Genomic DNA, 13,592 nt, shown 5'->3' with positions numbered 1-13,592 from the left:
TCCAAGAAGCACTAATGACTTCCAATATATAAGAATATCATTCCAAGGAGAACTAAAGCCAGGTCAACAGCCTTTGCCCTCAGGTTCTTCTCGCGGAAGAACATCGCCCCACAAAGGAACGACACGATGACCGAACCACGACGTACCATTGACACGATACTGATCATGGCCTCTGGCAAAGAGAGCGAATAGAAATACATGAAGTCGGCCGTGGACAAGAACACGCTGACGCCAATGATAGCCCAATCCCAATGAAAAGGGGTTGTCTGATTGTGTTTTGGCCACCACAAGAGCAGCAACATCACCAGCATCATGAAACACTGGTAGATATTATACCAAGACTGTACCATCATACGATCCAGTCCTACACCACCCTGACCTGCTGGTGCCATCAGATACTTATCGTACAGGCCGCTGACAGCTCCCAGCGCAGCAGCGCCTACAATCATATATATCCAATGATCATGCTTGAAGTCGATACCTTCCTTCTTTCCGCTACGACTGAGCAACAGGAATGATATGACAGCAAGTGACACACCCACCCATTGCCACACATTCAGTCGCTCGCCAAAGAACAATAACGCACCTACCAGCACCATCACCGGTCGCGTGGCGTTGATAGGTCCAACGATGGTAAGCGGCAGATGCTTCATACCGAAATAGCCCAGTATCCATGAAGAGAGTACGATAAGTGCTTTCAACACGATAAACTTATGAACCTCCCAACCACCACTGGCCACATGGAAGATGCTGCCATCAAGCATATCCGTCATACCACTCAATAGGATAAACGGCAGGAATATCAGCGATGAGAACAGCGTGTTAAGAAACAAAATTGGAATGACGGCGTTATCCTTCAATGCCTTTTTCTTCAGAGAATCATAGATACCCAAAAAGGCAGCCGACAAAAATGCTAAGATTAACCACATAATTAATATTTAATATCTACTAGGAAAAGGGCATTGCCCGGCATCGACTCGCCAGCCTCCGTACGGCGTTTGCCCTCTATCACACGACGAAAATCATCTATTGACATTCTACCCCGGCCAACCTCAATCAACGTACCGACAACGGCACGCACCATATTACGCAGGAATCTGTTGGCCGAAATCTCGAAATACCATGTTGACGGGGATGTCTGATGCCACTCAGCACACGTCACCTTACAGAGCGTAGTCTTCACATCTGCATGACTCTTGCAGAAAGCACCAAAATCTTCATACTCCAGGAGCATCCGTGCTGCCTCGTTCATCTTTTGGAAATCCAGCGGATAATGCAATTCGCAGGAATAATGACGCGCAAAAGGAGACTTTACTGTATGTACATAATAATAATAGGTGCGCGAGGTAGCAGAGAACCGGGCATGCAAGTCATCGCTGACAGGTTCTACTTTCTGCACAGCGATATCCTGTGGCAGCAGTTTGTTCAACTTATATGCCAACTGTTTGCAATCAACCGCAGACTCCGTATCGAAATGAGCCACCATCATCTTGGCATGCACCCCCGCATCCGTACGACCGGCACCGGTAATCTGTATCTCTTCGCGAAGCAATAGCGACAAGCCCCGCTGCAGTTCACCTTGCACAGAGATACCATTAGGCTGTACCTGCCATCCGTGGAAACGTGTTCCATCGTAACTCAGTGTTATAAAATATCTCATTCCTTCGTACTATAAAGTGTTATGTTACAATCAGAACCTGCAGCATATTTCACAATCAGTTCCTTCAGATATTCCGCATTGGCCATGACACGTTCACGATTACCGTCGTACCCATTGACCAGTACCACCAGGTGGGTCGTCTCCAACGTCATCTTCGTACGCTCATTGTCGCTCGTGGGAGTTCCTACTCCACCCTGAGCATCACGGTATACGGGCAGTCCGGCAATATTAAGCATCCCACGACCGATTCCCTCGTAGGGTTCACCCTCACGACCAATACCAAGTGTCAGCGTGTCACCCACGAACTTATCGGCATCAAAGCCGCCAATGCTGTAACCATAGGCTATCGAAGCCACATTCACCAAGTCCACAAGGGTGTCTATCTGGTAGAGTTCCTTCCCTTGCAACATACGTCGGATCAGTTGCTCACTGGCGGGACGATAACGTGAAGGATCCTTCCCGCATGCCTTGTAAACCCTACGGGTAGCGGCAATAGAAGGAAGTTCCTTAAGCGACTCGGTGGTCAACTCCTGACGACACTTGTCTCCCAGGCGACTGATCTCATCCCATAATTCAGCATGATACGACGTATTCCGTACCTGAGCTTCAACACAAGCACCTACGAATTCAGGACAAACCTGTTCTATTTCTTTTGATACAATAATCTTCATGCCAACATCTCCAGGAATTCATCCTCACTCACAATCCTCACGCCCAACTTCTGGGCTTTCTCCAGCTTCGATGGTCCCATGTTCTCTCCGGCAAGGATGAAAGAGGTCTTACCACTAATCGAACCAACATTCTTACCTCCATTCTGCTCGATAATGAGTTTATACTCATCACGGCTATGATGGGCAAACACACCGCTTATCACGATACTCTGACCTGCCAGCTTATCACTTGCGGGCATCGTCTGCTCTTCCGATAATGCCATCTGCAAACCGTATCCGCGGAGACGTTCTATGATTGTTTGGTTCTCTGGATCATGGAAATAGGAAATGATACTCTTTGCCATCACCTCACCGATACCTTCCACCTCCTGCAGTTCCTCCAGTCCGGCATTCATCAATGCATCCATCGACTTGAAGTGGCGTGCCAGCAAACGAGCCGAGGTCTCACCTACAAAACGGATACCCAGTGCGAAGACAACGCGCTCGAAGGGCACTTCCTTCGATTTCTGTATACCGTTGACGATACGCTGGGCCGATTTCGTACGCGAGCCGTCACCATTAATCTGCTGTACCTCGATATCATACAAGTCAGCAATGTTATGGATAATCCTGCGCTGATAGTATTCATTCACGGTCTCAGGACCAAGAGAATCGATATTCATCGCCTTACGGGCAATGAAATGTTCGATGCGTCCCTTAATCTGCGGCGGACAACCGGCATCGTTGGGACAATACCATGCAGCCTCGCCCTCATAGCGCACCAACGGTGTGCCACATTCCGGACAGCGCTTGATGAACTGTACGGGCTGCGAGATGATAGGACGCTCATCAATGTTCACACCCACAATCTTGGGGATAATCTCACCACCCTTTTCCACATAGACCATATCACCGATGTGGAGGTCGAAACTACGGATAAAATCCTCGTTATTCAGCGTTGCACGCTTCACGACAGTACCTGCCAGCTGTACAGGTTCCATGTTGGCAACAGGCGTCACCGCGCCAGTACGACCTACCTGGTAAGTCACTTCCAGCAGACGCGTGCATTCACGCTCAGCCTTGAATTTATAGGCGATTGCCCAGCGCGGGCTCTTGGCTGTATATCCTAATGAACGTTGCTGTCTTAACGAGTTAACTTTCAGCACAATACCATCCGTAGCAACAGGCAGGTTCTTGCGTTCGGTATCCCAATAGTTAATGAAGTCGATAATCTCTTCTACGGTCTTCACCTTGCGCATACCCTCGGATATCTTGAATCCCCAGTTGCGGGCTGCTTCCAGGTTCTCAAAGTGTCCGTCGGCAGGTAATTCCTCGCCTAGCAAGTAGTAGAGATACGCATCCAGCGAGCGTTGTGCGACAACCCTTGAGTCCAAGCTCTTCAAGGTACCACTGGCCGCATTTCTGGGATTGGCAAAGAGCGGTTCCTCAGCAGCCTCACGTTCAGCATTCAGTCGCTCGAACGAAGCCCACGGCATCAGAATCTCTCCACGAATCTCAAATTCCCTTGGATACCCTTTTCCTGGAAGTATCAGCGGAATGGTGCGAATGGTCTTCACATTCTGCGTCACATCATCACCCTGCACACCATCGCCACGTGTCACGGCCTGCATCAGATGTCCATCGACATAAGTCAACGAGATACTCAGTCCGTCGTATTTCATCTCGCAGCACACTTCGAAATCCTCGCCGGCCAATCCCTTACGCACACTTTCATACCAGTCACGTACGTCCTGCTCATTGTAGGTATTTGCCAGCGAAAGCATCGGATAACGGTGGGCTACCTGACGGAATCCCGTCTGCAAGTCACTGCCCACGCGCTGGGTTGGCGAGTTAGGATCAGCCATTTCGGGATGACGTGCTTCCAAGTCCTGCAACTCATGCATCATCAAATCAAACTCCTGATCACCAATCACCGGCTGATTCAGCACATAATAGCGATAGTTATGCTCATGCAACTCTTGTCGCAGTTGTTCTATTCTTTGTTTTTCGTCCATAGGTTCTTCTTTTCAATCCGCAAAATTACAAAAAATATACCGCTAATAACACAAAACGCGCAAAAAATTTGTATGATTAAAGAAAAAACGGTAAATTTGCAGATTATGAAACCAAATCAAAGAAAAATAAGTACTCAGGATAAGAAAAAACTGATTGCATCGGCATGCGTGACATTCATCATTGGCTTTGCCGGTGTGGGCATTATCAGCCTGTTCACCAACACTGACGAGAACGATACCGCACAGGCACAAGCACCTATTGAGACCGTCCAGGAGCCCCAGCCCAAGGAGCAATTCGACGATAGCAAGGTGCAGGAATTCAAGAGCCAGCTGGAAAGCGACAATCTGCTCTACGTCTATGTTGACAACATGTACGAGTGGCTTCAGGACAGTATCAACGCATCCCATTGTGATTCCACCTTTATCAATCTGGTCAATGGCTATCATGATATCGTGACGATGCTGGGCGAAGGAAAACTTGAGGAGGTGATCCAATACCAGAATGAGCATCAGGTGCTCAGCGACAACCATCTGTGGCAGATTCGTGCTGCATACAAAGGCTGGCGTGACGAGTCAGGCGAACACGAATACGATGCCAATAGCAGCAAGGAGGCCAAGGCGCAGTTTGAGCGCGACTACAAGGACATCGTGTCCTTCAATGAGATATACATGATACACGAAGGAAAAACAGAAATAGCAGAGTAAACACACATTTTTATATGCGAATAGACATTATTACCGTACTGCCCGAGATGCTTGAGGGCTTTGTACATGAATCTATATTGGCACGTGCCGAGAAAAAAGGACTGGCCGAAATACGCCTTCATAATCTGCGTGACTATACACTCGACAAATGGCGCCGCGTAGACGACTATCCCTATGGCGGTAGTGCCGGTATGGTGATGCAATGCGAGCCAATTGACCGTTGCATCACAGCCTTGAAAGCAGAACGCGACTACGACGAAGTTATTTTCACCTCACCCGATGGTGAGCGCTTCGACCAGCACATGGCCAATGAACTGTCGCTCAAAGGCAACCTTATCATCCTGGCAGGTCATTACAAGGGTATTGACCAGCGCGTGCGCGACCACCTGATTACCCGTGAAATCTCAATTGGCGATTTTGTGCTTACTGGCGGAGAACTTGTTGCTGCAATGATAGCCGACGCGGTGGTACGCGTTGTACCTGGCGTCATTGGCGACGAACAAAGTGCCCTCTCCGACTGCTTCCAGGATGACATCCTCGCAGCGCCTATCTACACCCGTCCTGCCGACTATAAAGGCTGGAAAGTGCCCGATATCCTGCTGAGCGGTAACGAAGCAAAGATACGCGACTGGGAAATGGAACAAGCCATGGAACGTACCAAGCGACTGCGTCCTGACCTGCTGAAAAAATAATCAGATTATTAAAGTTGAAACAATAAAGAATCCCAGCCACCTGACAGTGACTGGGATTTGCGTTGTAATATCAATGATATTGCTTTACAGCGAACTTACTCAGCTACGGGAGCCTCTGCTTCCTGAGCAGGAGCCTCTTCAACAGCAGGAGCTGCTACTTCCTCAGCGGGAGCACCCTCGGCAACAACCTTAACGGGAATCTCAGCGCTTACTTCCTTGTGGAAGCGAACAACAGCAACATAGTCGCCAACCTTCTTAATATCCTTCAGGACGATGATCTTACGATCAACTTCCTTGCCCAGCTTAGCGAGCTCCTCAGCAACGGTCATGTTAGTAACAGAACCATAGAGCTGACCAGTAGCGCTAACCTTAGCAGCGATAGTAAGTGCAACACCCTCGAGAGCGGCAGCCTTCTCTTCAGCGGCAGCCTTCAGAGCAGCCAACTTGTGAGCCTGCTGCTTCAGGTTCTCAGCGAGAATCTTCTTAGCAGAGGGAGAAGCGATAACGGCCTTACCCTGAGGAATCAGGTAGTTACGGCCATAACCCGACTTAACATTTACGATATCGTTCTTGAATCCCAAGCCGATAACATCTTCTTTCAAAATCAATTCCATTCTTGCGTCCTCCTTTGTTTATTTCATCAAATCGGTTACGTAAGGCAGCAATGCAATCTGACGTGCACGCTTAACGGCCTGAGCCACACGGCGCTGGTACTTCAGAGAGGTACCGGTGATGCGACGGGGCAGAATCTTACCCTGCTCGTTCAGGAACTTCTTCAGGAACTCGGGATCTTTGTAGTCGATATACTTGATACCGCTCTTCTTGAAACGACAGTACTTCTTCTTCTTTGTATCGATAGAAGGAGCAGTCAAATAACGGATTTCACTCTGTTCTGCCATAATTTAAGCCTCCTCTTTTTTACCAAGCTTGCTACGACGCTTCTCAGCATATTCAGCAGCATACTTGTCAAGTTTAACAGTCTGGAAACGGATAACCTTCTCGTCACGACGATAGGCAGTCTCCAATGTCTTAATCACAGCTGGCTCAGCGTTGAATTCGATGAGGAAATAGAAGCCAGAGGTCTTCTTCTCAATCTGGTAAGCCAGTTTCTTCAATCCCCAGGCCTCTTCGTTCACGATCTCAGCGCCTTTGTCGGCGAGAACCTTCTTGAACTTAGCGACCGTTTCCTTTGTCTGTTCGTCAGACAAAACGGGAGTTAAAATGAAAACGGTTTCGTACTTATTCATACGTTTAATTAAAAAGTTAAAATAATATTATTTTGCAAAATGCGGGCGCAAAGGTACGACTTTTTCGTGAATTAACAAAACTTTTCGTACTTTTACGCCCACAATTTAACATATTATATGAGATTTGGTCTATCTTTCCAGTGCTTCACACTCTTTTTGCCATAAAGTACTGAATGCATCACTTGGCATTCGCCAGTCTCCACGGGGTGATAGACTGACACTTCCCACCTTGGGCCCGTCGGGCAGGCAAGAGCGTTTGAACTGCTGGTTAAAGAAGCGACGGCAGAACGTCTGCAGCCAATGACAAATGGTGTCATCATCATATTTCCCCTCGAAGGCATGTTGTGCCAGCATGAATATCTTCGAAGGACGGAATCCCCAGCGCAACATATAGTAAAGGAAGAAATCATGAAGCTCATAGGGACCTACGAGGTCTTCCGTCTTCTGCTGGATATTTCCCTGTTCATCGGCAGGTGTCAGTTCTGGCGAGATAGGCGTTTCTATCACATCAATCAGCACATCACGCTGTTCGGCAAATGCGGGCAACTGTGCCAGATAGCGAATCAGATACTGTACCAGCGTCTTGGGAACGCCGCCATTGACGCCATACATAGACATGTGGTCACCATTATACGTACACCAGCCCAAAGCCAGTTCTGAGAGGTCGCCCGTACCGATAACCATACCGCCTACCTGATTGGCTACATCCATTAATATCTGCGTACGCTCGCGCGCCTGCGAGTTCTCATAGGTCACATCATGAACAGCGGCATCATGGCCGATATCCTCAAAATGCTGGGTGACACTCTTGGCAATACTGATTTCCCGCTGGGAGATACCCAGGGAAGTCATCAGACTGACAGCATTATCGTGCGTGCGGTCGGTAGTGCCGAAGCCAGGCATGGTGATACCGATGATACCCTTGCGTGAGAGCCCCAGCTTATCGAAAGCACGTACCACGACGAGCAGTGCCAGCGTAGAGTCGAGACCACCGCTGATACCAATCACCGCCTTGTCGCAATGCGTATGGTGCAACCGGCGACAGAGTCCCATCGTCTGGATATTCAGGATCTCCTCGCACGAAGAAGTCATCTGTCCATCTTCAGGGATAAACGGATGCGGATTGACCGGACGAACCAGTTCGAAGGGACGCGCGTTGACGCTCTTCGCATAGACGACACGTGCCGTAGCACCATCCTGTGCCGTGCGGAACGTCGTGTTATTCTGTCGCTCACCGCGCAGACGCTCCACGTCAATCTGCTGAATCTGCAACTGAGGCTCCAATGAGAAGCGGTCACCCGTAGCCAGCTGTCGTCCATTCTCGAAAATCATAGCGTTACCGCCATACACCACATCCTGCGTGGACTCGCCAAAGCCGCAACTGCTATAGACGTAGCCACACATCATGCGGGCACTCTGCTGAGCCAGCAGCGAACACAGATAGTTGTGCTTGCCCAGCAGCTCATCCGTTGCCGACAGGTTCAGGATGATATCCGCCCCAGCCAGCGCCAGGTTATTACTTGGAGGCAGCGGAGCCCATACATCCTCACAAATCTCAATACCGAAACCAACCCCGTCGCAAGTACGGAAGACGATAGGTTCTGCAGACACATGAATCAGACTGCCAGCCAGATAGATATCCTGCGGCATGAGGTCGGCAGCAGAAGCAAACCAGCGCTTCTCATAGAACTCACAATAATTGGGCAGATAAGTCTTGGGAACAACACCCAGGATGGTGCCACCCTGTACGACAACGGCACAATTATAAAGCAGTGGACCGATGCGCACAGGCACACCTACCACACTGATGATATCCAGCTTGCGGGTGAAGTCGAGCAACTTGATGATAGCCTCCTCGGCCTTCTCGAGCAACAACTGCTGACGGAACAGATCCTGACAAGTGTAACCCGTGACAGACAGCTCCGGGAACACGATGACCTCAGCACCTTTTCCCTCAGCCTGGGCAATGAGGTTCTCTATCTGTTGAACGTTATAGTCCACATCGGCTACGCGCACACCTGGTATGGCAGCAGCCACTTTGATTAATCCGTACTTCATTGATTTGAGGTTTAAGGAATTATCAACGAACTGTCGCCGTAGCTCAAGAAGCGGAAATCATGAGCAAGGGCGTAGTCGTAAATCTTATGCCAGTCACCCTTTACAAAGGCACTCACCAACAGCAGCAGCGTTGACTGCGGCTGGTGAAAATTCGTGACCAGCATCTTCACTATCTTATATTCATAGCCAGGGGCAATGATAATCTGCGTACTGCTGTGCAGCGATGCCAACCCGTTACGGTCGAGCCAGTCGAGCAAAGCCTGGATAGCAGCACGTGGAGAGACATCCATGGCAGCGGAAGCAGATTCTTCACTCTTCACTCTTCCCTCTTCCCTTTCATACGGTTCCCACTGGTTAACGTGCAACTCATCCTCCTGGATATCGGGATTACGAAGCACCTTCAGGCCCATGTAATACAGGCTCTCCAGCGTACGCACGCTCGTGGTACCCACAGCAATCGCCTGACAGTCGTGCTTCAGCAGTTTCTCGAAAGTCTGACGCTTCACGCAGATATACTCCGTGTGCATCTCGTGACCCTCAATCTCCTCACTCTTCACAGGCTTGAAGGTACCGGCACCCACGTGCAGCGTCACCTCCTCACGGTCAATGCCGTGGGCGTCAACCGACTGAAGCACAGCATCCGTGAAATGCAGGCCCGCCGTAGGCGCAGCCACACTACCCTTTATCTTCGAGTAAACCGTCTGGTAGGTTGTCTTGTCACTCTCCTGCGTCTCACGATTCAAGTAAGGCGGGATAGGCAGCTCGCCCATCGACTCCAGTATCTCCGCAAAAGACACCGTCTGGTTATCCCATTCAAAGTCTATGCGATGACTCGTGCCGTGCATCTCACCGCGCGTAGCCTTGATCGTCAGTTTTGAGTCACCGACCGACAGTTCCCTGGCCAGTGTTCCCTCCTTCCATTTCTTCAGGTTGCCCACCAGACAGTACCAGGCGCAGTGTCCGCGTGTCTGGAACATCTGTTCGTAGTCGGCAGGGAAAGCCGGTTCCAACAAGAACACCTCGATAAGGGCACCCGTCTCCTTACGGAAATGCAGACGCGCCTGAATCACCCTCGTATTGTTGAAAACCATGAGAGCGCCCTCTGGCAGATGACTGGCCAGATTATAGAAGACGTCCTCTCCCACCTCACCGTGCTTATAGAGCAACAGTTTTGAGTGGTCGCGCTCCGCCAATGGGAATTTCGCAATGCGCTCATCAGGCAGAGGATAATTGTAATCGCTTATATGAATATGTTTTGTATCCATTAATTGTATTTAAGTATAAAGTGTATAGCACGACTTCAGGATAGCATAGACGATCGTGAGCAGCAGGATGCAAATCACGATGTCCACGTCAGACTTCTGATAGCCTGTCGCCGTATATTGCGTTGAAACATAAAAATCCTGTGTATTAATCTTTTTGTAGATGTGCTGGTGCAGGAACCACATCCCCGTACCGACGACACCGCCCCAGAGCAGTCCGCAGAGGATGTCACCGGGGAAATGGACGCCCAGATACAGACGTGTCCAACAGTTCAGCAGCGACCACAGTATCATCGCCACCGACAGCACCTTGCTCCGTACCAGAAGTGTGAAGAAGATAGCAAGACTGAAGGTGTTGGCAGCGTGCGACGAGAAGAAGCCATAGCGCCCGCCGCGATAGCCATTGACCACATCCACCAGCATCGCAATCTCCGGGTCACGGGAAGGACGCCAGCGTGCCACCCAGGGTTTCACAAACAGGTCATTGAGGGAACCGGCCAGGAAGACGCATAATCCTGCACAGCCCAGGACAAGCAACACCTTCTGTATGTTGTCGTTGTTCTTGAGCACCAGGTAAAACAGGCCCAGGTAAAGCGGTATCCACGTGGTGGCCGTCGTCAGTGTCTCGACAAGACCATCAAGGAACAACGAATCACTTCCGTTGAACCAGAGCAGCAACTGTTTGTCTAACTGTATCAATTCTTCCATAATCCTCAAATCTCAAACCTCAAATCACCTCAATCTGCGAAGTCTCTACCCATCCCTGCTTTCCGTCGGGCACACGTACCTCGCGCCAACCGTCCATCGTATCGTCGATGACAGTCACCTTCGTGCCCTCGTGGAGGATAAACAGGTCAGTACCGTTCTGTGCAGGCGTACTCTTCACCGTCACTGCCGACTCCATGATGATGGCGCCGTCACGATGGTCAATCATCTGCTTCTGATGCCAGGCAAAGACATTTCCCATAACAAAGCCCACCAGTAGGAGCAGACCGCCGAAGAAGCCGATCTTACGCAGCCATACAGGTGAACAGAACAGATAGACCAGCATCAGGCAAATGGCGCACATCAGACAGAATACGGCTACATAAGCCCATCCGTCGACGCTCAGCATGTTGACCATCGAGCGATACCAGGTGGTCAGGAAGAACTCCGACTGCGGCACAATCTTGTCCACCGTCTTGCTGCGGGCCAGCTGCAGGTTGAAACGTATATCCTCATCGCCAGGCGAGAGCAGCAATGCGCGTTCATAGTTCAATACCGCACGCGTGATATTCTCCATACGGTAGTACGAGTTACCCAGATTGTAATACAGTTCTGCACTGGGTCCTACCTTCAACAACTGTTCATACTGCTGAATAGCCTGCTGGTAGTTCTCGTTCACATAACTGCTGTCTGCCTCTGCCTTCGACAGTGCGAAAGCCGATGAAGGCATCAGCATCAGGAGCAGCAGGACAGCCGTAGCCACCCCTTTCTTCGGTTTGCGATTCATACCCTCTTCAATTTTCTCGATGGCAGTCATTGCCGTCTGGTACACCTTATTCATATTACCCTTGGGATCACCGGGGGCGTAGCGTTCAAACTCACACTCATCGATAGCACTCAGGAACTGGTTCACGGCATCGCCATCTACCTGATGGGCCGAGAGACGCTCGCTGATATTCTCGCGCGACAACTGTTCTACGGGGATATTCAGTTTATCGCCTACGTAACCCCACAGACCACGGAGTGCTTCATCATAGAACTCGCCAGGCTTGTTGTCCTTCATCAACTTAGCCGCCTTCTTCAGTCGCTTCGTGGCAATCTTGTTGGCCTTCTTTCCACGCACCTTGCCCAGGTCGGCATTCTCGATGGCACGCTTGCGGAATACGAGGAACAGCATCATGAAGAAGCTCAGCAGAATCACAATCGTCCAAAGGTAACGTCCCGAACCGAAGTAATAATCGCCGTCGGCCTTGATGCTTGCTCCGCCCAACTTGATATGACGGATGTCACTACCCAGCATCTGGATATCCTCCTGATCCGAGAAGGTCTGTACCTGACTCTCGCCACCTTCACCCTTGGCCACATCGAGGTGATACTCCTCAGATGTCAGCGTCTTATACTGCTTGGCCTGCGTGTCGTAATACACAAACTCCACGGGAGGGATGGTGTACTGTCCCTGATGACGCGGCACGGCCAGGAACTCATAGACCATGCTTCCCTCCAGTCCGCTCATCGTCAGGCGCGACTTATCCGTCGTCTTGGCATCATAGGTATCAAAATCCTTCGGGAAATTCACCACCGGCTGCTTCATCAGCTTCAGGTTACCCGTACCACTGATGGTCACCTTCACCGTGAAGGGGTCGTTGGCCTTCAACGACGTCTTGTCAATCTCCGTCTTCATCGTGAACTTACCTACACCGCCCGAGAAATTGGCCGGACGCGTGGGCAGCGGGTCTACTTCAATCTTGACGCCAGGTGCCTGGATCTGTTTCTTCACCTCCACATAGCCAGAGCCGCCGTTGAAGAATGCCTCAAACGGGTCTATGTTGCGGTTCTGCTGCACCACGACGCCATTGAACGTGATAGGTGGCACCTGCAGTTTGCCCGACATCTGCGGGAACATCACATACTGGCTCCACGTCACTGTCTTATAGTTGCGCCCGTTAAACTGTTCTATCTTGAAGCTCTTCTCCTGAGGCAGGGGAATCTCCTGCGTGTGGAAGCCTTTCAGGTCGGGCATTTTTCCCTCCAATTGAGTCAGACTGACCAGCGTATACACCTTGTAGGTCAGCAGCACAGGCTCCTGTTCCACCACACGTTTCTTGGATGCACTCACCCTGATAAACAGGTCAGAACCTGATATCCGCGAACCGGCAGCACGTGTCTCAGGCTGCTGACTGCTGCGACCGCCGTTGGCCTGCGCCGTCCCGCTCACCTGAATCTTCAGCGCGTTAGACGAGATCTGCTTGCCCTCGGCCGTAATCGTGGCGGCAGGAATCGTAAACGTACCATTCTTCAGGGCACATAATATATAGGTATAGGTCACCGTCGACGACTGTGACGTGCGTCCGTTCACCATGCTGAAGCTCGACTGCGTGCTGGTGCTCGGACCCATCAGCACCTCGAAAGCCTCCGACGGAATCTGACCGATACGGAATCCCTTCACATCCTGCGTGTTCACCGTGTAGGTCAGTCGGAACTGCTGGTTCACGGCCACCTGCTGCGGCGCATTGGCAGTCAGCGTCTGCGCCGCCAAGGGGAGAAAGGAGAAATGAGAGATGAGAAATATGATTACTCCTGCAATCATATTCTTTCTCA

Annotated in this window: 13 protein-coding genes; 2 read left to right on the top strand and 11 right to left on the bottom strand. The window is 50.5% G+C overall.

Features of this window, described 5'->3' with window-relative positions; translation table 11 throughout:
• Positions 1 to 11: 11 nt before the first annotated feature.
• Genes L6468_RS06990 through ligA form a run of 4 tightly spaced genes read right to left on the bottom strand, consistent with a single transcriptional unit; the run spans position 12 to position 4,325 of the window.
• On the bottom strand, positions 12 to 929 hold the full coding sequence (locus L6468_RS06990) for a DMT family transporter (protein WP_091818552.1): 918 nt from the start codon (positions 927 to 929) through the stop codon (positions 12 to 14).
• A 2-nt stretch (positions 930 to 931) separates the two neighbouring features.
• On the bottom strand, positions 932 to 1,660 hold the full coding sequence (gene truA, locus L6468_RS06985; protein ID WP_237796610.1) for a tRNA pseudouridine(38-40) synthase TruA: 729 nt from the start codon (positions 1,658 to 1,660) through the stop codon (positions 932 to 934).
• Positions 1,657 to 2,331, bottom strand: a complete 675-nt coding sequence (locus L6468_RS06980; protein WP_091818554.1) for a B3/B4 domain-containing protein — start codon at positions 2,329 to 2,331, stop codon at positions 1,657 to 1,659. Before L6468_RS06980 ends, truA begins: the two co-directional genes overlap by 4 nt.
• Positions 2,328 to 4,325 carry an NAD-dependent DNA ligase LigA gene (ligA, locus tag L6468_RS06975; RefSeq protein WP_237796609.1) on the bottom strand — a complete coding sequence of 666 codons (1,998 nt, stop codon included), beginning with the start codon at positions 4,323 to 4,325 and terminating at the stop codon, positions 2,328 to 2,330. Before ligA ends, L6468_RS06980 begins: the two co-directional genes overlap by 4 nt.
• Positions 4,326 to 4,430: 105 nt before the next feature.
• On the opposite strand from ligA, the gene L6468_RS06970 reads away from it, so the two are divergent.
• Entirely contained in the window at positions 4,431 to 5,030 is a 600-nt protein-coding gene (locus L6468_RS06970) for a hypothetical protein (RefSeq protein ID WP_237796608.1), read from the top strand.
• 14 nt (positions 5,031 to 5,044) lie between these two features.
• Positions 5,045 to 5,722, top strand: coding sequence for a tRNA (guanosine(37)-N1)-methyltransferase TrmD (gene trmD / locus L6468_RS06965; protein WP_091818557.1), 678 nt, complete (start codon positions 5,045 to 5,047; stop codon positions 5,720 to 5,722).
• A 95-nt stretch (positions 5,723 to 5,817) separates the two neighbouring features.
• On the opposite strand, the gene rplI is transcribed toward trmD, so the two are convergent.
• The 7 genes from rplI to L6468_RS06930 all read right to left on the bottom strand — a co-directional run bounded on the left by rplI (position 5,818) and on the right by L6468_RS06930 (position 13,581).
• Complete coding sequence (gene rplI, locus L6468_RS06960; RefSeq protein WP_091818558.1) at positions 5,818 to 6,336, bottom strand: 50S ribosomal protein L9; 519 nt, start codon at positions 6,334 to 6,336, stop codon at positions 5,818 to 5,820.
• An 18-nt stretch (positions 6,337 to 6,354) separates the two neighbouring features.
• Complete coding sequence (gene rpsR, locus L6468_RS06955; protein WP_013064765.1) at positions 6,355 to 6,621, bottom strand: 30S ribosomal protein S18; 267 nt, start codon at positions 6,619 to 6,621, stop codon at positions 6,355 to 6,357.
• 3 nt (positions 6,622 to 6,624) lie between these two features.
• Complete coding sequence (rpsF, locus tag L6468_RS06950) at positions 6,625 to 6,969, bottom strand: 30S ribosomal protein S6 (RefSeq protein ID WP_091818559.1); 345 nt, start codon at positions 6,967 to 6,969, stop codon at positions 6,625 to 6,627.
• 129 nt (positions 6,970 to 7,098) lie between these two features.
• A complete protein-coding gene (locus L6468_RS06945) occupies positions 7,099 to 9,027 on the bottom strand; it encodes an NAD(+) synthase (RefSeq protein ID WP_237796607.1) in 1,929 nt (642 codons plus the stop codon).
• A gap of 11 nt (positions 9,028 to 9,038) precedes the next feature.
• On the bottom strand, positions 9,039 to 10,292 hold the full coding sequence (locus L6468_RS06940) for an S-adenosylmethionine:tRNA ribosyltransferase-isomerase (RefSeq protein ID WP_091854671.1): 1,254 nt from the start codon (positions 10,290 to 10,292) through the stop codon (positions 9,039 to 9,041).
• 9 nt (positions 10,293 to 10,301) lie between these two features.
• Positions 10,302 to 10,997 carry a phosphatase PAP2 family protein gene (locus L6468_RS06935; protein WP_237796606.1) on the bottom strand — a complete coding sequence of 232 codons (696 nt, stop codon included), beginning with the start codon at positions 10,995 to 10,997 and terminating at the stop codon, positions 10,302 to 10,304.
• A 19-nt stretch (positions 10,998 to 11,016) separates the two neighbouring features.
• On the bottom strand, positions 11,017 to 13,581 hold the full coding sequence (locus L6468_RS06930; RefSeq protein WP_237796605.1) for a BatD family protein: 2,565 nt from the start codon (positions 13,579 to 13,581) through the stop codon (positions 11,017 to 11,019).
• Positions 13,582 to 13,592 lie beyond the last annotated feature (11 nt).

The organism is Prevotella communis (assembly GCF_022024115.1).
Classification (GTDB): domain Bacteria; phylum Bacteroidota; class Bacteroidia; order Bacteroidales; family Bacteroidaceae; genus Prevotella; species Prevotella communis.
The sequence above is the reverse complement of the archived record's forward strand: the minus strand, read 5'-3'. Positions and strand labels throughout refer to the sequence as shown.